This window comes from Acinetobacter sp. YH18001 (assembly GCF_013416975.1).
Taxonomy (GTDB): Bacteria; Pseudomonadota; Gammaproteobacteria; order Pseudomonadales; family Moraxellaceae; genus Acinetobacter; species Acinetobacter pseudolwoffii.
In genome coordinates, this window is the sequence record NZ_VPEU01000011.1 from 14,300 (window position 1) to 34,123 (window position 19,824).

16 protein-coding genes and 1 tRNA gene are annotated in these 19,824 nt (G+C 45.2%); 10 read left to right on the forward strand and 7 right to left on the reverse strand.

The window, feature by feature from the left end:
- Positions 1-22: 22 nt before the first annotated feature.
- Entirely contained in the window at positions 23-1,060 is a 1,038-nt protein-coding gene (locus FTV48_RS05605; RefSeq protein ID WP_179999640.1) for an AraC family transcriptional regulator, read from the reverse strand.
- Positions 1,061-1,202: 142 nt separating this feature from the next.
- Here FTV48_RS05605 and FTV48_RS05610 point away from each other — a divergent pair, with 142 nt between their 5' ends.
- A complete protein-coding gene (locus FTV48_RS05610; RefSeq protein ID WP_100329829.1) occupies positions 1,203-2,081 on the forward strand; it encodes a metal-dependent hydrolase in 879 nt (292 codons plus the stop codon).
- Between the two features lie 61 nt (positions 2,082-2,142).
- On the opposite strand, the gene FTV48_RS05615 is transcribed toward FTV48_RS05610, so the two are convergent.
- On the reverse strand, positions 2,143-3,135 hold the full coding sequence (locus tag FTV48_RS05615; protein WP_005168593.1) for a DUF2804 domain-containing protein: 993 nt from the start codon (positions 3,133-3,135) through the stop codon (positions 2,143-2,145).
- A 136-nt stretch (positions 3,136-3,271) separates the two neighbouring features.
- Positions 3,272-3,781: a DUF1543 domain-containing protein gene (locus tag FTV48_RS05620; protein WP_005098068.1), complete on the reverse strand. Its 510-nt coding sequence runs from the start codon at positions 3,779-3,781 to the stop codon at positions 3,272-3,274.
- 486 nt (positions 3,782-4,267) lie between these two features.
- Between FTV48_RS05620 and FTV48_RS05625 the strand changes: the two genes are divergently transcribed.
- Entirely contained in the window at positions 4,268-6,499 is a 2,232-nt protein-coding gene (locus tag FTV48_RS05625) for an NADP-dependent isocitrate dehydrogenase (RefSeq protein ID WP_005168597.1), read from the forward strand.
- A gap of 252 nt (positions 6,500-6,751) precedes the next feature.
- On the opposite strand, the gene FTV48_RS05630 is transcribed toward FTV48_RS05625, so the two are convergent.
- Positions 6,752-6,838: transfer RNA gene (locus FTV48_RS05630), tRNA-Leu, on the reverse strand.
- A 167-nt stretch (positions 6,839-7,005) separates the two neighbouring features.
- On the opposite strand from FTV48_RS05630, the gene queA reads away from it, so the two are divergent.
- From queA to secF, 8 genes are all read left to right on the forward strand, one after another.
- Complete coding sequence (gene queA, locus FTV48_RS05635; protein ID WP_179999641.1) at positions 7,006-8,040, forward strand: tRNA preQ1(34) S-adenosylmethionine ribosyltransferase-isomerase QueA; 1,035 nt, start codon at positions 7,006-7,008, stop codon at positions 8,038-8,040.
- Positions 8,041-8,055: 15 nt separating this feature from the next.
- Entirely contained in the window at positions 8,056-9,084 is a 1,029-nt protein-coding gene (locus FTV48_RS05640; protein WP_179999643.1) for a hypothetical protein, read from the forward strand.
- A gap of 57 nt (positions 9,085-9,141) precedes the next feature.
- A complete protein-coding gene (locus FTV48_RS05645) occupies positions 9,142-9,711 on the forward strand; it encodes a LemA family protein (RefSeq protein ID WP_005098074.1) in 570 nt (189 codons plus the stop codon).
- Between the two features lie 111 nt (positions 9,712-9,822).
- On the forward strand, positions 9,823-10,674 hold the full coding sequence (locus tag FTV48_RS05650) for a DUF4303 domain-containing protein (RefSeq protein WP_179999645.1): 852 nt from the start codon (positions 9,823-9,825) through the stop codon (positions 10,672-10,674).
- A 119-nt stretch (positions 10,675-10,793) separates the two neighbouring features.
- On the forward strand, positions 10,794-11,924 hold the full coding sequence (gene tgt, locus FTV48_RS05655; RefSeq protein ID WP_005098076.1) for a tRNA guanosine(34) transglycosylase Tgt: 1,131 nt from the start codon (positions 10,794-10,796) through the stop codon (positions 11,922-11,924).
- A gap of 101 nt (positions 11,925-12,025) precedes the next feature.
- Positions 12,026-12,355 carry a preprotein translocase subunit YajC gene (gene yajC / locus FTV48_RS05660; protein WP_005098077.1) on the forward strand — a complete coding sequence of 110 codons (330 nt, stop codon included), beginning with the start codon at positions 12,026-12,028 and terminating at the stop codon, positions 12,353-12,355.
- A 51-nt stretch (positions 12,356-12,406) separates the two neighbouring features.
- Positions 12,407-14,305 (forward strand): protein translocase subunit SecD, encoded by a 1,899-nt coding sequence (gene secD, locus FTV48_RS05665; RefSeq protein ID WP_005168609.1) that lies wholly within the window; start codon positions 12,407-12,409, stop codon positions 14,303-14,305.
- 8 nt (positions 14,306-14,313) lie between these two features.
- On the forward strand, positions 14,314-15,288 hold the full coding sequence (gene secF / locus FTV48_RS05670) for a protein translocase subunit SecF (protein ID WP_171255744.1): 975 nt from the start codon (positions 14,314-14,316) through the stop codon (positions 15,286-15,288).
- A 47-nt stretch (positions 15,289-15,335) separates the two neighbouring features.
- Here the strand turns inward: secF and FTV48_RS05675 are convergent, their stop codons facing one another.
- From FTV48_RS05675 to rlmD, 3 genes are all read right to left on the reverse strand, one after another.
- Positions 15,336-15,989, reverse strand: coding sequence for a hypothetical protein (locus tag FTV48_RS05675; RefSeq protein WP_179999647.1), 654 nt, complete (start codon positions 15,987-15,989; stop codon positions 15,336-15,338).
- A 100-nt stretch (positions 15,990-16,089) separates the two neighbouring features.
- Positions 16,090-18,399, reverse strand: a complete 2,310-nt coding sequence (locus tag FTV48_RS05680; protein ID WP_005098082.1) for a bifunctional (p)ppGpp synthetase/guanosine-3',5'-bis(diphosphate) 3'-pyrophosphohydrolase — start codon at positions 18,397-18,399, stop codon at positions 16,090-16,092.
- Between the two features lie 44 nt (positions 18,400-18,443).
- Positions 18,444-19,820 carry a 23S rRNA (uracil(1939)-C(5))-methyltransferase RlmD gene (gene rlmD / locus FTV48_RS05685; protein WP_005098083.1) on the reverse strand — a complete coding sequence of 459 codons (1,377 nt, stop codon included), beginning with the start codon at positions 19,818-19,820 and terminating at the stop codon, positions 18,444-18,446.
- Positions 19,821-19,824: the final 4 nt, after the last annotated feature.

The window sequence follows — 19,824 nt, forward strand, 5'->3', positions numbered from 1 at the left end:
GCGATCTGATTGGGTCGCTTTTTTATTGCTGTGCATGCTTTAACTGTTTCTTGCGCTGGAACAAAGTCTGTCCGGTGGCTGCTTTATAGGCGCGGGCCAAGGCCGACTGGTCGGAATAATCCAGCGCTTCAGCAATCTCGCTCAGACTAAGCCCCTGCTGTAACAAAATCTCACAGCGTTTGATGCGCTGCTGTTGCAGCAGTTTTTTAAATGAAGTTTGATATATGCTGAATAAGCGTTGCAAGCTTCGGGTCGACATCCACAACTGCTGGGCAAGCTGCTCAATTTTGATCGCCTGTTGCCTGGTTCGCAACTGTTCGGCAATGATTTGCTGTGCTTGCTGCAAGGTATTTTCAACAGGTACTTTTGCTGCAATCGCCTGTTCCGCCTGATGCACCAGCAACTGCAACAGCATCGGATCTGCCTGCTCAGGCCCATGTGCCAGCCCTTGTAAATCTAACTCTATGCCATAATAGTCCTGAGAAAATCTCACCTCACTGGCAAAAAACTTTTGATAATGCATTTTCGCCATATCAGGCGCATGGGCAAAACGCACACAACGCAGTAACAGTTGATGATCCTGCAAAATGACGCGTCCCAATTGCACCATCGCGGCCATGGTCAGCTCATTGAGCAGATTATATTTTTCATCCAGATAGGCCCAAAATAATTCAATACTGTGTTCATGCTGCTTCAACTGTAAAGGCACGAATTCACTGCCATCAATCACCAGCCGCTGAAAGCGCATGCTATAGCCGATCATTTCCGCGACACTACTGCTACGTGAAACCATATAACCCAGTACACCAAAATGCTCAGGACGAATGACCTGCACGATTTCAAAAATCAGCTGCGGACAGTTCAGATGTTGCCGAGTAGTTAAAATAATATGATTCAACAATTCCAAAGGTACTTGTGTATCAAAAGGCTGATCGATGAGGGTCACAAGCGAGTCATGCACATCTTGCAGAAAGTCGGCAGTTAAGGGTTCAATCCCCACATCACGCAAATAAGTCGCCCAGAGCTGAAGATAACCATTGGATATTTTTATGTCTTGCATGTGCGATTCTCGCTGGCAGCTCTAATCTGACCAGTTTTATTTTCATTTGGCATAAAATGTATAAAAATTGGCAAGCTCTGTCAAAACAATGGCGAGATTCGCCGACATACTGTCAGCATCGTCACAAAAAAGAATCTACAAGATGAACGCCATATTAAAATCCGCCCTACAGCCTGTGGTTCGCACCCAACTTGATTTTAAACTGGATGAAATTCCACGTTACTGGTTCGGCGGCGATCCCTTTATGACACGCATGTTCGATGCCCTAAGCCTGACCTTTCCAGACGGCGAGCGCTATTTTATTCAGAGTGTCCGCCTGTTCCGCGATCAGATCCAGGACCCGGAGCTGCAACAACGTGTCGCGGATTTTATCCGCCAGGAAGCCCAGCACGGCATCGCGCATGACAAAATGAATCAGTTGATGCGCGAGCAAGGCATGCCTGTAGACCAATTTATTGAACGTTTAAATAAAATTTTCAATTATGATCTGAAGCACCGCTCACCCCAGTTTAATATTGCCATTACCGCTGCGGCAGAGCATTTAACGGCGCTTATGGCAGAAACTTTTTATGGACAAAAACAGACCCTGAAAGATGCCCATCCTTTTGTACGGGCATTATTGGCCTGGCATGCCATTGAGGAAATGGAACACCGCGATGTAGCTTTTGATGTGATGAAAAATGTGGCTAAAACCCCAGAATTTACCCGTCGAGCCACCTTAGTCAGCACGACCATTTTAATGTTTAGTTTTACCGTCTACCGTGCCAATGTCATGCTGAAACATGATGGCTTTAGCCTCTTGCAACGCTTGCAGATGAATATCAAGAGCTTACCCTGGTTTTTTGGCCCAAAAGGCACATTGACCCGAATGGGCAAACAGTATCGAGACTGGTTTAAAAAAGACTTTCATCCGAGTCAGCACCCAGTGATTGCCCAATACGAGGTCTGGATCAACACCCTAAATGAAACCGGCGATCCGATTCAAGCCGGTGAAGCCTTCTGGCAGGCCGCGAAAGACTAAACGTGAGCATCGCTTAAATCAAAAAGCCTTCAAAATTGAAGGCTTTTTGATTTAAGCTGATTTACCATTTGGCATAATGCTGCTCAAGCAAGGCATATTCATTCAGTAAAATAATTTCCTGATCATCCTGCTGAATGGTGCCACAGACTTTGGCCTGCCACTGGCTAAACTGGCTGCCGACCAGACGCAAATTCAGATTTTCATAACGTCGCCAGCCTGTGCTTACAGTCAGATTTAGCTTTTCATCTAGCGATTGAATCGTCCATTGAGTTTCGGATTCCTGCTGAAAGAGCACATCAGCCAATGGATAAATTTTTCCGTTGATCCATAAACAGTTTTCATTACCAAAGCTTTCGTTAACACCGGATGCTAAATTAATTCCAATCCGCTGATTGGTCGCATCCCAAAAGTTACACGACAACCAAAACCAGGCAGTTTCTGGACGTAAAAAGCCACAGGTGTCATCCAGCAAGGCAAAAGTTCGTTCGTTAAATTGAATCTTTTGTTTTTGTTTATTTAAAAAATAGCCTTCGCAACCTAAGGTCGTGAGCTTTTGCGTATAAGTCCAACCGTTGATACCAGTTGGGCTACACATACTTAAAGGATCGGTTCCTGCACAAAAGATTCGTGCACTGAGCTGAATTTCGCCGTATTTACTGACATTGATATAGCGCACACCGTTGGCATGCTGAATATCGACCTGAAAAGGCGATTTATGAAAATAACTGTGATTGAATAATGGTTGTTCATCCAGCACAGTATGGCGAGACAGGAAATTAATCGCATTCCATTCCAGAACGTCATTGGTCATATGGTTGTAGACATAGACAAAACTGTGCCCTGCCCATGCAATATCGGCAATCGCCAGCCCAATGGTATAATGTTCGTGCTGAATACTACAAAATTTGAATTTCTTATATTTTAGATGCTTACGCCAGCCTGACAGCACCTGACCATAAGGGTTCTTGTATTGATATGCCTGATAGTCAATACTTTTTGGAAGTTCCTTGAAACGTCCATAGTGCGGTTGTCCATTTGCCTGAATTAAATCCATTTAAGATGTTCCATCTCAGTCAAAAGCTGTTTTTCCTTTCCGGTATTATGCAGATTATTGAACTTTGATAAAGATTTTTTTTAAGTCACTCGTCGAATCCTGACCCTCAGCCACGCTATAGCCCTATGCTTCAGTTTTAAATCGTAAGATAGGTATTTTCCCAGCGATTCGCACTAAAATGTCCCTCCACCAGCTGTACATATCGGCCATACACCTGATCAATCGCAATGCAATCATCGACATCCAGCACCCGGTCAGTATGCTGTTTTTGCCAGTGCTTGGCGAAATAAGCTTTACCGCGCTGTTTTGCCACCATGGCATTCTGTGCCACCACCAGCACATAACGGTGCAGCTCACCAAATTCACGTGCATCATAACCACCTAAATTAATCAGCCAAAGCTTTTCGGCAGCCTGATTCGGGGCAGCATCGCTAAATTGAACGTGATAATTTTTGCCCTCGAACTCCAGTCCATTAATTTGCGCCCAAGCATCAATATGCAGCCCTTTTTGCTCGGCAAACCAGGCATTTTTCAGTTGAGGATAGGTTTCTTCCAGAGTTTCGCCTACTGCCAGTACCACATCATGAACTTCTGTATTGGCACGGGCATGACGGCCACCAAGCATCACAATAAATAAACTGGGCATTCGATTTCCTTATTTCGCTGCAATTTTAAGAATGATTTGATCAATGCTTAGAAGTATATCGCAAAGTAATTCCATGATATTGAGGTGATGATTCGTCAAGACAAATTTCCTCAATTGACCCTAAGAAATTGTCCCGAAATAGTATCTGCTTACTCAACATTTATTTGTATTTCGAGATCATCACGATCCCGCCCAATGCTCAAAAACTCATCTTCAGTGAATACAATCTGGTAGCATAAAATTTCCTTCCAGCACCACAATGATTTCTAAGCGCCGAAAATTATTTTTTTGTACAAAATACAAACACAGCTAAACCATACAAATCTGTACAAATTTTCGCCCAAATTTCAATCTAAAAGCATATTTCGTTGACTGAAATGCGCTGAAAGACGATACTCTCAATGTTTTTATTTAAGCAAATCGGTTCAATGAGGCTGGACCAAAAGTTCGGTCCTCAGAAACTCAATCCAACGCAAGGGGCTATATATGGCTGGTGGAAAGTCAACTATCATTTACACACTGACCGACGAGGCGCCATTACTGGCGACTTATTCTCTGCTGCCGATCATTGAGACCTTTACTAAGCCAGCTGGCGTTGAGATCGTCAAAAGTGACATCTCTGTAGCTGTGCGCGTGCTCTCTGAATTTACAGATTACCTAAGCGAAGAGCAAAAGGTGCCTGACACTCTAGCTGAGCTAGGTCGTCTTACACAAGATCCAGACACGAACATTATCAAACTCCCAAATATCAGTGCTTCTGTTGGCCAGCTAACAGCGTGTATCAAGGAACTCCAGTCTAAAGGCTATGCCCTTCCTGACTATCCTGAAAACCCGGCCACTGAAGAAGAAAAAGCAATCAAGGCACGTTATAGCAAATGTCTTGGTTCAGCAGTAAACCCGGTACTACGTGAAGGTAACTCAGACCGTCGTGCACCTGCTGCCGTTAAAAACTATGTGAAAAAACACCCGCACTCTATGAGCGAGTGGAAACAGTGGTCTCAAACTCACGTTTCACACATGGACGAAGGCGACTTCTACCATGGCGAAAAGTCGATGACTTTAGACCGTGCACGTAATGTGAAAATGGAATTGATCACCAAGTCTGGTGAAACCATCGTTCTTAAGCCAAAAGTTGCGCTTCAAGATGGCGAAATCATTGATTCAATGTTCATGAGCAAAAAAGCGCTTTGCGATTTCTATGAAAAAGAATTAGATGATTGTAAAGAAGCTGGCATCTTGTTCTCACTTCACGTGAAAGCAACCATGATGAAAGTTTCACACCCGATCGTATTCGGTCACTGTGTGAGAATTTACTACAAAGACGCATTTGAAAAACACGGCAAGTTATTTGATGAGCTTGGCGTGAACGTAAACAACGGTATGGCTGGTCTTTATGAAAAGATCGAAACTCTACCAACCTCTGTACGTGAAGAAATCATTGCAGATCTACATGCTTGCCAAGAACACCGTCCTGCGCTTGCGATGGTTGATTCTGCCAAAGGCATCACGAACTTCCATTCACCAAACGACGTGATTGTAGATGCTTCTATGCCTGCAATGATCCGTGGTGGCGGTAAAATGTGGGGCGCTGATGGCAAACCTTATGACTGTAAAGCCGTCATGCCTGAATCAACATTCGCACGTATTTACCAGGAAATGATCAACTTCTGTAAGTGGAATGGCAATTTTGATCCACGTACAATGGGTACAGTACCGAACGTTGGTTTGATGGCACAAAAAGCGGAAGAATACGGTTCACACGACAAAACTTTCGAGATCTCTGAAGCGGGTATTGCTAACATCGTTGATCTTGAAACTGGCGAAGTGTTGATGTCACAAAACGTGGAAGAAGGCGATATCTGGCGTATGTGTCAGGTGAAAGACGCACCGATCCGCGACTGGGTGAAACTTGCGGTAACTCGCGCGCGTAACTCCGGCATGCCGGCAATCTTCTGGCTTGACCCGTACCGTCCACACGAAAATGAACTGATCAAGAAAGTTGAAAAATACCTGAAAGATCACGACACTGCCGGTCTTGATATCCAGATCATGTCACAAGTACGTGCAATGCGTTATACGCTTGAACGTGTTGCGCGCGGTCTAGATACCATTTCTGTAACAGGTAACATCCTGCGTGACTACCTGACTGACTTGTTCCCGATCATGGAATTGGGTACATCTGCGAAAATGTTGTCAATCGTGCCGTTAATGGCGGGTGGCGGCATGTATGAAACAGGTGCAGGCGGTTCTGCGCCTAAACACGTACAGCAGTTAGTTGAAGAAAACCACTTACGCTGGGATTCACTCGGTGAATTCATGGCGCTTGCAGTTTCTCTAGAAGAAATGGGTATTAAAGAAGGCAATGACAACATCAAGTTACTTGCTAAAACTTTAGACCGTGCAACTGGCAAATTGCTAGATAACGACAAGTCACCTTCTCGTCGTACTGGCGAACTCGACAACCGTGGTAGCCATTTCTACCTGGCGAAGTTCTGGGCTGAAGAACTTGCTGCTCAAGACGAAAATGCTGAATTGAAAGCGAAATTTGCACCACTTGCAAAAACTTTAGCTGAAAATGAAGAAAAAATCGTTACTGAGCTTGCTGAAGTTCAAGGCAAATCAGTAGACATCGGTGGTTACTACGCTGTTGATCAAGAGAAAGTAAATGCAGTGATGCGTCCAAGTGCTACTTTGAATGCAGCACTTGCTACGATCTAAGCTTTTGCAGAACTGACTCAGTCAGTGATGTAGAAAAACCGGCGTCTAGGCGCCGGTTTTTTATGTCTGATTGATGTATCAAAGTTATTCAATTAATCTATTTTTCGCTATAGATATAAATCATCATCTTACTGACAAAACCACTCAAATTCAGTCAAAAACCATTTTAAGAAATGATGAAAATAAATACTTTTAAATATACAGACAATAAAAAACCCCAAGACTGAATGTGCTTGGGGTTTTCTAGAATTTTGGTCCCGAGGGTCGGACTCGAACCGACACGTCATCTCTGACAGCGGATTTTGAGTCCGCCGCGTCTACCAATTTCACCACCTCGGGAGTGGATGAAAGGTATAATACGCGATTTCTCGGCACTGTCAACGCAGAATATTTACATTTGTTTATTTTTAAAACAAATGGCATTTTTTCGTTTTAAAATCGAGCAATTCCCGCCATAAAAAAGAAAAAAGTTTATACTAGCCGCAGTTTTTTTAGCGTAAATCATCATGCAACTTTCTGATTTTAATTTTGATCTCCCCGATGAGCTGATTGCTCGCTATCCTCTGGAAACACGCAGTGCCTCTCGCCTGCTGCACCTCGATGCCCAAGGTCAATATCACGACCATCAATTTACCGATATTCTGGACTTACTTGAAGACGGCGACTTACTGGTATTGAACGACACCAAAGTCATGAAAGCACGTCTAAAAGGCAAACGTGCCTCAGGCGGCGCGGTAGAAGTACTGGTTGAGCGCATGATGGATCAGTTTATTGCACATTGTCATATTAAGGCCAGCAACTCACCGAAAGCCGGTGCAGAACTGTTTATTGGCCCAGATGCAGTAAAAGTGACCGTGCAAGGTCGTCATGAAAACCTGTTTATTGTGGAATTTTCACAGCCGATTTTAGATATCTTAGACAAATATGGCGCCCTCCCTATTCCGCCCTATTTCAACCGTGAAGCAGAAGAAATTGATACCGAACGTTATCAAACTGTGTTTAATGATCCAACCAAGCTGGCCAGTGTCGCAGCACCTACGGCTTCTCTGCATTTCGATGAAGACTTATTGAAAAAGTTAGCAGCCAAAGGAATTCAAACCACCTTTGTCACACTACATGTGGGCGCAGGTACATTCTTACCAGTCCGCACTACCGATATTGAAAATCACATCATGCACAGCGAATGGTGCCAGGTGTCCGATGAGTCGATGGAACTCATCAAAACAACTAAAGCGCGTGGCAATAAAGTCATTGCCGTTGGTACAACGGCTACCCGTGCCACAGAAAGTGCGGCGCAGGCCAATGGCGGTGAGCTGAAAGGCTGGACCGGTGATACCCAGATTTTCATTTATCCGGGTTATCAGTTCAAAGTGGTCGATCGTCTGATTACCAATTTCCATTTACCGGAATCGACCCTGCTGATGCTGGTTTCTGCCCTATCCAATCGTGACAACATTCTGAATGCTTACAAGCATGCAGTAGACAGCCACTATCGCTTCTTCAGTTATGGCGATGCCATGCTGATTGATCAGGCACAATAGCGAGAATAGCTGCCCATGCCGATCGAGTCTGTACAACAGTCCATTCATATTCGCCGCAAGAAAAATGCAGTGGTGTTTCAGAATATCGCCCGGCTGTGGGATTTGGGCCGTCAAGCCAAGAGTCATCAAGACCTGCTTGACGGATTGCATCCCTGGAATGGCCCGATAACGCTAAAATTTGAAAATAATCTGCCATTGGCGCTGGCTGGTATTGGTTTGTTGCTCATCGTCAGCATTTTTATTGCACCGGAAAATATCTGGATTCAAAGTGGCGTTTTTCTGGGCGGCCTGCTGCTGTTCTGGGCCTATCTTTGCTATGAGCAGCAACAACCACTAGATGAAGTTATTGGTTTTCTGGAAGATGTAGCACTGGCCAAAAAATATCAGCTTGCCTTTCAGCAACAGCCACAGCATATTTCAATTCCTTTAAATCCCCTGCATTTTATTGGACATTTAAAACGTTTATTCCCCTTATTCAATCAAGGTTCTTTGAGTAATGAGATTACACGTTATGCCAGCACGGTATGGGAAGATGAAAACGGCCAGCAACATCAAGTGCTGCTGTTTCAATATCATTATATTGATGAAGTACAGGTTCGCAACAAGCAAGGGCAGCCGGTCAAATTAATGCAGGTTCACAAAGACCTGTGGGGCGTATTTGTATTTGATATCCAGATTCAGGGACTGGCGGTCACGACTTCTCGACGTAAATTTTATTATCCTTATAGCCATCCCTGGCATAGTAGCGATATTCGTACCAATCAACGCTTAAGCTTTTATGGCAGTGATCCGATGCAAACCGCCAAATTACTCAGTCCGGGTTTTGTACTGCGTCTGGCCGATTTTTTTGCACAGCGTCAGGGGGATTTACTGTTTCATCCGGAAAATCGGATGCTCTGCTATCTGGGGCCTCATGATTTATTTCAGGTATCGAGCAAGCATCGTCATATCAATGATATTTCGACATTGCGCGGCCATCTCAGAACGTTTAAATTAAGACAACTCGAACAGTTACAACATGATCTTGTGCAGTTTTTAAAATAACTGCTTTTTTTTAAATCAATATTTTCAGAATATAAATATGAATTGGGGATATCTCGCATGGGATTTTTGGTTTTATGTTTGATCATTATTGCGCTGATTGTGCTGATCATTATGATCCGCAACAGTATTGTCCGTCATCACAACGCGACGATTCGCGCCTGGTCGGATGTTGCCAGTTATGAACGGCAGAAACTGAAAATTCTGGATGGACTGCAGCCGCTGGTCGAGCAATATTCTTCTTTTGAAAAAGGCACACTGGAAAAAGTCACCGAACTGCGTCAGAACATCATGAATTTAAATATCAACGATGCCGACATTTCTCAGTTACAGCGCATTGAAAGCCTGAACAAACAACTCATGCATAGCCTCAATGTAGTGGTTGAAAACTATCCCGAGCTAAAAGCCAATGACATTTATCTGAAAATGATGGCTGAAATTGAAGAACAGAATGAAAATGTCGGTGCGGCAATTACCATTTATAATCGCAATGTGGAACTGTTCAATAACCAGATCCAGATTTTCCCACACAATGTGATTAATAATATGCTGTTAGGAAAAAAAGCAGTTCGCCCTTTTCGCGATCAGAGCGCAACCCAGAGTTTTGACTATCGTCCAAATTTTCACTGAGCAACTATCTCATCTGATCGACTTTCTCATCCTGGCGTACTCAACTTATAATAAAATGACCCAGGATGAAGCTACACCTTTATAAAACCAATAAAATAAAGAATAAAAATTATGCTGAATTATGTAGAGCGCTTAGAGCAGACGCTGGTGGAAGAATTTTATCCGCTTTATGACCATTATCAGGACGATGGAATCTATGCCTGTAGTCTGGTCTTTGACGAATTTTTACTGCTGGATGATCTGGCTATTTCGACTGAGTGCAGTATTTTTAAAGATCCGGAAGATCAGCGGCAATATCTGGCTAAACAAGATCGCTGGAATGTCGCAAAATGGCGTTATCGGGCACAAGCTGCGCCCGACTCCGGACTGATCCCGTTCAAAACTTTGCTGGCCGATTATTTTAAAACCCAGCATAGTTTTGGTCATCCGCTATTGGGACAGCAACAGCTCCACACAACACATCTGGACTTATTACTGCAAACGTTCAAACAGGCCAAATATCGCCTCTCCGAAGCCTATGGTCTGGATCTGGGCAATATAATTTTTTTCCTGAGCCTGCCAAACCAAGTCGAATTTGAGCGCCGATCTGCACTGGAAATCAACCCAGAAAGCGCCTTATTGCAAAACTTTTTAGTCTCCCGACATGCCCAGCCTTTTTCTGAAATCAGCAAGCGATTAAAACTCTCGCAAAATGACAAGGACATTCTGATTGATCTGGAACAAATGCTGGTGATGGAGCCTTATGATTATCTGCAAGTGGCGCACGATGCCTATTTGCTGACCTTGGAATCCTACTTTATCGACAGCAATATCTATATCCAGAAACTGATCCAGCATATCGCTGCCATGGCCTCTGAGCCGGATGGCAGCTGTGCTCTTAGCCGGGAAGATATCCAGCAGCGCTTGCAACAGTTTTCTGCAAATTCGACTATTTCACCTGATCTTGCATTTATTCAACGATAAATAAAATTACAGAGCGAATGCTCTACAATGCTGGCGTTTAGCGTAAGAATCAAGGAAAATAGCGCCCTTTAGCTATGAACTAGCAGCGAACTGTTTTTTCGCCTGGATGTGGAACTCCTATGAAGTTTGAAAAATTAGGTCAGTCGGGTCGCGCCCGTCGTGGTCGTTTAACGCTTGAACATGGTGTGGTTGAAACCCCGATGTTTATGCCTGTCGGCACTTACGGTACGGTGAAAGGCCTGTTGCCGCGTGATATTAAAGAGATCAAGTCTCAAGTCATTTTGGGCAATACCTTCCATTTGTATTTACGTCCAGGACTCGATGTGATTCGTGAACATGGTGGCCTGCACGAATTTATGAAGTGGAATAATCCCATTTTGACCGATTCCGGCGGCTTCCAGGTGTTCAGTCTGGGCGCAATGCGTAAAATTAAAGAAGAAGGTGTCACCTTCCGCTCACCCATCGATGGTTCAAAAGTATTTTTATCGCCTGAAATTTCAATGGACATTCAGCACACGCTGAACTCTGACATTGTGATGATTTTTGATGAATGTACGCCCTACCCTGCGACGCATGAAGAAGCGCAAAAATCCTTGCAACTGTCTTTGCGCTGGGCGAAGCGCTGTAAAACCCAACATCATGAGGTTCTGAAAAACCGTAATGCACTGTTTGGGATTATTCAGGGTGGCATGTATGAAGACTTACGTGAAGAATCGTTAAAAGGCCTGCTGGATATTGACTTTGATGGTTACGCGATTGGCGGTCTGTCCGTTGGCGAGCCTAAAGAGGAAATGATCAAGGTACTGGATTATCTTCCAGAACAAATGCCGGCAGATAAACCGCGCTATTTGATGGGTGTCGGCAAACCTGAAGATATTGTGGAAGCGGTGCGCCGTGGTGTCGATATGTTTGACTGCGTGATGCCAACCCGAAATGCACGTAATGGTCATTATTTTGTCACAGATGGTCTGGTACGGATCCGTAATGCGAAATATCGTCACGATCAAAGCCCGCTTGATCCACATTGCGATTGCTATACCTGTACCAACTTCACTCGTGCTTATTTATTCCACCTCGAAAAATGTGGGGAAATGCTCGGTTCGATGCTCGGTACCATTCATAACTTGCGTTATTACCTGCGCTTGACTGAATCCATGCGTGATGCCTTGGACAACGGTACATTTGATGCGTTTGTGCAGGACTTTTATGCCCGTCGTGGCCTGGAAGTACCCCCTTGCCCGCAAGATTAATCCATCAGCATTTGCGCTGAGGAAAAAGACAATGTAAATTGCAAGAATATGTCAATTTATTATCAAGTTGATCACCAGTTTTTTTATTTTAGGAAAATGTAATGAGCCTTTTTATTTCGACTGCTCACGCTGCAGGTGAAGCTGCACAACAACCCAGCATGATGGCGAACCTTTTGATGATTGCGGTTTTTATTGCAATCTTCTATTTTTTGATCTGGCGCCCTCAATCTAAACGTGCCAAAGAACATCGTGCTTTGGTTGAAAGCCTTGGTGTTGGCAGTGAAGTCGTTTTTGCAGGCGGATTAATGGGCAAAATCACCAAGATTGAAGGTGACTTCGCAGTGGTTGAATTGAACCGTGGCGTAGAAGTTAAAGTTCAGCGTGCGAGTGTGATTTCAGTCCTTCCTGAAGGCACTTTAAATAACCTTTAATCAAAAATAGTCGTGCCCTTGCACGACTTTTTCATTTTAAGAAGAAAATAAATGCGTTACCCAGCATGGAAATATGTACTGATTCTAGTTGTACTAGTCATCAGTACCTTATATGCCCTGCCAAGTTTGTATCCAGATGAACCTGCTGTACAGATTTCGGGTGCCAAAGCCGGTACTCAAATTGATGCAAGCATCGTACAAAAAGCAGAGCAAATTTTAACAACTGAAAATATTGCCACCCATGACAATAGCTTTAGCAACAATGCTGCCTTATTACGTGTAGATTCAAGTGAATTGCAACTTAAAGCCAAAGAAGCTTTACGTCGCGGATTAGGTGATGATTACGTGGTTGCATTGAACCTTGCCCCGACCACGCCGGAATGGCTGCAAAAAATTGGTGCCAAGCCAATGAAGCTGGGTCTGGATTTACGTGGCGGTGTTCACTTCTTACTCGAAGTGGACATGGACAAAGCGATTGCGCAGCGCATGGAAACCTCTGCGACAGACCTACGTCGTCAGTTGCGTGATAACAACCTGAAATTTAATAGCCTGAACTTAAGCAGCAACACCATTGTGGTGCAGTTTGCCAGCAATGATGATCGTGCTGCAGCGATGGACTTCTTGCGCCGTAATGGCAATGAGTTTACCCAGCAGGCTGTTGCGACTGATACCGGTTCGACTTTACGTTTGACTTATACTGATGTACGTAAGCAAGAAATCGAGTCTTATGCAGTCAACCAGAACTTGACCACGTTACGTAACCGTATTAACGAGTTAGGTGTGGCAGAAGCACTGGTGCAAACCCAGGGCAGCAACCGTATTGTGGTTGAATTGCCGGGTGTACAGGATACTGCAGAAGCAAAACGTGTCTTGGGTCGTACCGCAAACCTTGAGTTTCGTCTGGTTTCTGACCTGAATGATCAATATATTGATCCATATACCGGTCAGGCGACTGGCACATTGCCACCAGGTACAGAAGTATTCGCTTATGAATCCCTGGACAGTGGTCGTCAGCTGCTTTTGAACCGCAACCGGATCTTGACTGGTGAACGTGTTCAGAATGCATCTTCTGGCTTTAGTCAGGACACCGGCGGTGCTGAAGTCAACATTACGCTAGACAGCGCAGGCGGCAAACTGATGTCGGATGCGACCCGTAATGCGGTTGGCAAACGTATGGCGGTACTGTTCATCGAGAACAAACAGCGCATTAGCTATGTGGAAGACCCTGCGACCGGTACTCAAACTGAAGTTCGTACCCCATATACTGAATCTGTCGTGATTAATGCTGCAACTATTCAGGCGGTACTCGGCTCTCAGTTCCGTATTACTGGTCTGGATTCTCCGCAGGAAGCTGCTGAACTTGCCTTGATGCTACGTGCAGGTGCTTTGGCTGCACCAATGTACTTTGTCGAAGAACGTGTGATTGGTCCAAGTCTGGGTCAGGAAAACATCGACAAAGGGGTACTTTCAACGCAAATCGGCTTCATTCTGGTGGCGATCTGGATGGTGGTATTCTTCCGTCTGTTTGGTGTGATTGCCAACTTTGCTCTGGTCTTTAACCTGGCCATGCTTCTTACCGTCATGTCATGGATTGGTGCTTCTCTGACCCTTCCTGGTATTGCCGGTATCGTGATTACCATCGGTATGGCGGTCGATGCCAACGTACTGATCTGTGAACGAATACGGGAAGAGATGAAATGGGGTGCCTCGCCGAAACAGGCGATCGTGGCGGGTTATGATCGAGCCTATAACACCATTTTTGACTCGAACCTCACCACCTTCCTGGTTGCATTCATTCTGTTCGCGATTGGTACAGGTCCGATCAAAGGCTTTGCCGTGACCCTGATGATTGGTATCGTCTGCTCGATGTTTACTGCCATTACAGTAACCCGTGCCGTGGTACAGATCATTTATGGCAAAAAACGTAACTTGAAAAAGTTGAGCATTTAAGGAGATCGATGATGACTGAAAATACTCAACTGAATCAGAAACAGTATGGTCGCCCTGAAGACGAACGCGTCATTCCGTTTATGAAGATTGCTTTGCCTGCGGCATTGTTGTCTATCTTCTTAACGGTTGCGAGTCTGTTCTTTATTGCCACTAAAGGTCTGAACCTGGGTCTGGACTTTACCGGTGGTGTGGCAGCCGAGCTGAACTATACCAATCCGGTCAAACCGGAGGATGTTTCCAAGGCACTGAGCCAGGCTGGCTTCAACGATGCCGTGGTGCAGACTTTAGGTTCAGAACGCGACCTGATGGTACGTATGCCCGTTCAGGAAGACATTGAAGCTGAAGACCTGACTAAAGCGGTCACAGCAGCGGTTCAGCTGCCAAATAATGCGGCAGAGGTACCGAAGCTTGATGTAGTCGGCGGACAGGTGGGTAATGAGCTGTATGTCCGCTCTGGTGGCGCGGTGGCACTGGCACTCTTGCTGATGCTGGTCTATGTCACCATCCGCTTTGAGCTCAAACTGGCGATCGGTGCAGTACTGTCGCTATTCCATGACATCGTGGTGACCCTCGGGATTTTTGCCATGACGCAGTGGCCATTTGACCTGACGGTACTTGCGGCACTCCTTGCGATCATTGGTTTCTCACTGAACGATAATATCGTGGTCTCTGACCGTATCCGTGAGAACTTCCGTAAGATTCGGGGTGCAGAACCGCTTGAAGTGATTAACATTGCCCTGACCGAAACCTTACGCCGTACCATTCATACCTCTATGACGCTATTGCTGGTTGTTGTTGCAATGATGCTCATGGGTGGTGATGGCCTGAAATGGTTCTCGATTGCGATGTTTGTCGGCGTTTTTGTCGGTACCTACTCTTCAATCTATATCGGGACTGGATTTGCACTTTGGCGTGGTTTAAACCGTCAGGACTTTATCGTACAAGTCAAGCCAGAATTTGAAGACGAAAACCAGATTCCCTAATCTGATATTTCATTTTCATCGTTCAGCCCGTCCTAGGATGGGCTGAATTATTTCTGCTGTTTGAATGTTGAAGTAGCCGGCAGAATCGCAATCACTGGATGGATTTTTTCAATATCTGTTTTTTGGAAAATGACTTTCCGATTTTCATCCAGACTTCGAAATTCATAAACATCCTGAGCTTCGCCCAACTCTTCTAAAATGAGCTGCAAGCCGTTGGCCAGATACACACAGCACATCCCAAAAACTGGCAACTCTTTATCACAAACCAGCCACCAGTCCGGTTTCAGACTGGGAAAATAATAGCGCTCTGCCACCTGAATCGCATAATGCTGTGCTTGCAGATGAAAAATATCCGGATTGAACGAAACCGTAGAATCTATGGGATTGAGTTTAAAGGCCTGCTGCTGTACCACCTGCATCTGAAACAAAGCGACCTGTTCTATAGCTGTAGCAAGTTCAATCTTCGGCTCGACCGTCTGATCCAGAATTAAACGGGCTAAGCCAAGCTGCTGTTCCAGTTCCCTTGCCGCCTTCTCCCCGATCTGGCGTTTGCTATTCAGCAATTGCGCAATATATGAAGCAGATAAGCCAAAATGTTCACAGATCTCTTTGCCGGTTTTAAATTGCTGGGTCTCGATCAGCAGATCAATCACCTTGGCCAGATTATTCCGTCTACGTTCAAATATTTCGGTCGCACTCATCTTGGGTTTCTGGTCTATTTTTTATGCATGTGATTCAAATACCTTACAATAAAAAAGCCCACAATTAAATTGCAGGCTTTTTAAACTTACATAACGGGAATTAAGTGCCCTGTACCAGACGGCGTGCACTGATAATTCCCGGTTGCTGCTCAAGACGGGCCAGCAGTTTGGAAAGTTGTGCCAGACCTTTGACTTCAATCAGCAGCTTCATATTGGCAATCCCGTCCGCTTCCGAAATGGTATTCACCTGACGGATATTGATCTGATCCGAGAAAATGACTTGAGTCAGATCCTTCAGCAAGCCGCGTCGATCATAAGCTTCCACTACAATCTGTACGCTCTGACCGCGAGTCGGCTGCATTTCCCAATCAGCTTCTACAGCACGTTCAGGCTCTTGAGTGATCATGCGAACATAGTCCGGACAAGCGACCTTATGAATGCTCACTCCACGATTCAGAGTGATATAGCCAGCGATCGACTCACCATGCACCGGTTGGCAACATTGCGCGACATGCAGTTCCACGTTATCCAGACCGTCGATCAGAATCCCGTGCGCTGACAGTGTATGACTGGCACGCGGATTCAAGGCAGGTTTCAGCACCAGTTCAGGTTCGTCCTGATCCAGATGCATGTGACGGTTCACCTGATTAATCAGGGCATGCAGGCTGATATCACCATTGACCAGATTCACCAGAATGTCATCACCGGTTTTGACATTGAAGTGGTTGCAATAATCACTCAGATCAATCGATTTCGGGTGAATTGCCAGACGTGACAATTCTTTGTTCAGTACTTCACGGCCAACTTCCAGGTTCTTGCTGCGATCCTGCTGACGGAACCAGTGACGCAGCTTGTCTCTCGCTCGGGCCGTTTTGATATAACCTAGCGAATTAACCAACCAGTCCCGATTAGGTTCCCGGTCTTTTTTGGTCAGAATCTCAACCTGTTCACCGGTTTTCAGGGTGTAGGTCAGTGGCACATAGCGCTGATTGACACGCGCGGCATAGCATTTGTTACCAACTTCGGTATGCACATGATAAGCAAAGTCGAGCACAGTTGAATCACGCGGCAACTCTTTGATATCACCATCACGACTAAACACATAAATTTTTTCGAAGCCTTCGAAGTCTTGAATATGTTCGAAGTTTTCGATTTCATCTTCTGCTTCTTTATGTGCACTGGACTCATTGCGTTCCTGATAATGCTCGAGAACTGCGCGTAAGGAATGCAAACGATGGTTAAAAGAATGATCGGTGGTTTTCGAGCCTTCTTTATAATTAAAGTGCGAACACACCCCCAGCTCTGCTTCTTCATGCATGCTGTAAGTACGAATCTGCACTTCAAGTGATTTGTTCTCGGCAATTACAGCCGTATGCAGGGAACGATAGCCATTGGCTTTTGGATTGGTGATATAGTCATCAAACTGATGCGGAATATGTCGCCAGATCTGATGTACAATCCCTAAACTGTGGTAACACTCCGGTACGCTCTTGACCAATACCCTTAAGGCACGAATATCATAGAGCTGGTCAAAACTCAGGCTCTTGCTTTTCATTTTTCGATAAATCGAATAAATGTGTTTTACGCGTCCGTTAATTTCAGCTTCGATGCCATATTCAGATAATTCATTGCGTAATTTATCAATCACGAATTGAATATATTGCTCTCGCTCTAAACGTTTTTCATTCAGTAAAGAAGCAATTTCTTTATAACGTTCTGGCGCAAGATAACGGAAGGCCAGGTCTTCCAGTTCCCACTTTAACTGGGCGATGCCTAAACGGTGCGCCAGTGGTGAGTAGATCGTCAGAATTTCTCGGGCAACCCGTTCCTGACGCTCACGCGAGGAATTGGTCAGCTCACGCAAGGCATAGGTACGCTCTGCCAACTTCACCAGAACCACACGCACATCTTCAGTCACTGAAATCAGCATTTTATAAATGCCGGACAGATGTTCACGCTGATTATTGTCGAAATGGTCTTCCAGACGTTTATTTTTTTCGATCAGTTCAGACAGTTTACCCATGGCCAGCGTGCCCTTGACCAGGCTATGCACTTGCTCGCCAAACTTCTCTAACACTTCAGTCAGTGGCATGACGCCTTCACGCACCGAACGATAGAGCATGGCCGCGGACAGGGTATCTTCATCGACATGCAGATGTGCCAAAATATCCGCCATCTCAATACCGGTATAAAAGGTATTGGAACGATGCTGAACCGTACTTTGCAGCTCTCTTTCTAATGTTAAGTGGGCGACTTCTTCGAGCTGCTGTAAAGGTGCCCCATCTAATATGCCACGAACCCGATCCAACCACTCAGTCAGATCGTGGTGTGCTTGTTCGGCATGTTCTACAGTCGTCTCCTGTGACAACTCATTGAGTCGTCCAGGGAGTTGCTCACGTACTGTGACCATACCCTTCTCCTACTTGTAAATACATCATTTCTTCAATCGTTCATTTAATTTTCTTTTTCGAACAATGCAATCGATTCAACATGCCCAGTATGCGTGAACATATCCATCACTCCGGCTTGAGTGAGGCGATAACCCTGTTGTACCAAGAGCCCTGCATCTCTTGCGAGTGTCGCAGGATTACATGACACATAAACGATTCTTTTTGCGCCAAACTGAGGAAGATAATGCATAACTTCTTCTGCGCCAGCACGTGGCGGGTCAATCAATAATGCATCAAAACCTTGATTTGCCCAAGTCTGGTGCGAGAAATCTTTGGTTAAATCTTGTGAATAAAAAGCAACTTGGGCAATACCATTATTTTTGGCATTTTCCGCACCGCGTTGCACCATTTCTTCACTCCCTTCCACCGCAATCACCTGACCGGATGTGCCTACACAGCGTGCCAGTGCTAGAGAAAAATTTCCTAATCCACAAAATAGATCCAGAACCCGCTCACCCTGTTGCAACTGTAGCAAATTACATGCCAGCGCTACCATTTGCGGATTGATAGTCGAATTCACCTGAGTGAAGTCCACAGGATTAAAACCGAATTTCACATCAAAGTCATCAAGACTATAGTGCAAGCGCGCCGCGGCATCTGGAGCATCAATTCGCGAGAGTGTATCTTTGCCGGCAGGCTGCACATACAGTTGCCAGCCTTTCTGTAACGTAAATTCGCGCAATTGGTTGACATCAGCCACTGATAATTTTGCAGTTTCACGCACCAGTAAGGCAATATCCTGATCCCCCATGGCCAATTCTATATGACCAATGTCAGCCTTGCCATTGAGACTTTGCAGCAATTGTTTAAGGCTTGTAAGCGATCCAAATTCACGATCCAGAATCATGCAGCGATCAATCGAGGTTAATTTATTGCTTTGATTCTCACGAAAACCTACCACCAATGTGTCTTTAGCCGGCAGATAACGCACTCCGATCCGGGCTTTACGGCGATAATCTTCACGCTCGGAACGTAGCGGTGCAAGCCACTGCACAGGCTGGATGCCAGCAAAATGCTGTAAATGCGATTTCAGCACATTCTGTTTTAGTTCAATCTGTGCATCGGCTGCGATATGCTGCATATTACAGCCGCCACAGACCCCAAAATGTGCACAGATCGGCTTGACGCGAATTTCGGAAGCTTCGCTGAGTAATTCAAGACTGTCAGCTTCTTCCAGTTTTTTAACTTCACGGGTAATGCGAGCACGCACGGTTTCACCGGGCAAGGCATAACGGATAAAGACTTTCTTGCCGTGTTTATGCGGTGGATGATCCGGGTGTGAACCATAATGAGCGATGCCACGTCCCTCATGCGAAAGTGACTCAACCTGAAAAATGTACTCGGGTTGCTGGGTAGGACGTGTGTGTGCTCGATGCTTCATGAAA

Bases quoted from the DNA above. Each gene is read 5' to 3' on its own strand.
- FTV48_RS05605 (WP_179999640.1), bottom strand. From the start codon at position 1,060: ATGCAAGACATAAAAATATCCAATGGTTATCTTCAGCTCTGGGCGACT.
- FTV48_RS05610 (WP_100329829.1), top strand. From the start codon at position 1,203: ATGAACGCCATATTAAAATCCGCCCTACAGCCTGTGGTTCGCACCCAA.
- FTV48_RS05615 (WP_005168593.1), bottom strand. From the start codon at position 3,135: ATGGATTTAATTCAGGCAAATGGACAACCGCACTATGGACGTTTCAAG.
- FTV48_RS05620 (WP_005098068.1), bottom strand. From the start codon at position 3,781: ATGCCCAGTTTATTTATTGTGATGCTTGGTGGCCGTCATGCCCGTGCC.
- FTV48_RS05625 (WP_005168597.1), top strand. From the start codon at position 4,268: ATGGCTGGTGGAAAGTCAACTATCATTTACACACTGACCGACGAGGCG.
- queA (WP_179999641.1), top strand. From the start codon at position 7,006: ATGCAACTTTCTGATTTTAATTTTGATCTCCCCGATGAGCTGATTGCT.
- FTV48_RS05640 (WP_179999643.1), top strand. From the start codon at position 8,056: ATGCCGATCGAGTCTGTACAACAGTCCATTCATATTCGCCGCAAGAAA.
- FTV48_RS05645 (WP_005098074.1), top strand. From the start codon at position 9,142: ATGGGATTTTTGGTTTTATGTTTGATCATTATTGCGCTGATTGTGCTG.
- FTV48_RS05650 (WP_179999645.1), top strand. From the start codon at position 9,823: ATGCTGAATTATGTAGAGCGCTTAGAGCAGACGCTGGTGGAAGAATTT.
- tgt (WP_005098076.1), top strand. From the start codon at position 10,794: ATGAAGTTTGAAAAATTAGGTCAGTCGGGTCGCGCCCGTCGTGGTCGT.
- yajC (WP_005098077.1), top strand. From the start codon at position 12,026: ATGAGCCTTTTTATTTCGACTGCTCACGCTGCAGGTGAAGCTGCACAA.
- secD (WP_005168609.1), top strand. From the start codon at position 12,407: ATGCGTTACCCAGCATGGAAATATGTACTGATTCTAGTTGTACTAGTC.
- secF (WP_171255744.1), top strand. From the start codon at position 14,314: ATGATGACTGAAAATACTCAACTGAATCAGAAACAGTATGGTCGCCCT.
- FTV48_RS05675 (WP_179999647.1), bottom strand. From the start codon at position 15,989: ATGAGTGCGACCGAAATATTTGAACGTAGACGGAATAATCTGGCCAAG.
- FTV48_RS05680 (WP_005098082.1), bottom strand. From the start codon at position 18,399: ATGGTCACAGTACGTGAGCAACTCCCTGGACGACTCAATGAGTTGTCA.
- rlmD (WP_005098083.1), bottom strand. From the start codon at position 19,820: ATGAAGCATCGAGCACACACACGTCCTACCCAGCAACCCGAGTACATT.